The sequence below is a fragment of the Mycolicibacterium pyrenivorans genome (assembly GCF_025821625.1).
GTDB lineage: Bacteria > Actinomycetota > Actinomycetes > Mycobacteriales > Mycobacteriaceae > Mycobacterium > Mycobacterium pyrenivorans.
Map to the genome: position 1 here is coordinate 1 of NZ_JACKSH010000176.1, position 514 is coordinate 514.

Below are 514 nucleotides of genomic sequence, written 5' to 3' on the forward strand. Positions count from 1 at the left end.
GGGCGACACGTTGTCGGTACTGCGTCGCCCCGACGGGGTTGTGGTGGCCAGCGAGCCCTACGACGACCAACCCGACTGGCAGGACATCCCGGATCGTCATCTCGTCGAGGTGACGGCCGCCGGGGTCGCGATGACGCCATTGACCTGAACTGGCCCGGCCTGAACTGGAGAAGAGGACCGCAATGACACCGAGCAAGACGGCACCGCTGCTTATCAACCATCTCGCTGCCGACTGGGCGCCCCGGGCGCTGCGACGCGACGTCCGGGAGGGCCTGTCGCAGTCGCCGAAATCGTTGCCGCCCAAGTGGTTCTACGACGCCGTCGGAAGCGATCTGTTCGATCAGATCACCCGCCTGCCCGAGTACTACCCGACCCGTACCGAGGCGCACATCCTGCAGGAGGCGGCCGGCGCCATCGTGGGCGCTTCCGGTGCGGACACGCTGGTCGAGTTGGGCAGTGGTACGTCGGAGAAGACGCGCATCCTGCTCGATGCGTTCCGCGACGCCGCCGCGTT

1 protein-coding gene and 1 pseudogene are annotated in these 514 nt (G+C 67.3%); both read left to right on the forward strand.

Annotation, left to right across the window (positions count from 1 at the left end):
• Positions 1-148 (forward strand): annotated as a pseudogene (locus H7I57_RS20420) (ergothioneine biosynthesis protein EgtC); the annotation flags it as partial.
• 34 nt (positions 149-182) lie between these two features.
• Positions 183-514, forward strand: a 332-nt coding sequence (locus H7I57_RS20425; protein ID WP_264025646.1) for an L-histidine N(alpha)-methyltransferase, incomplete at its 3' end; no start/stop codon positions are given.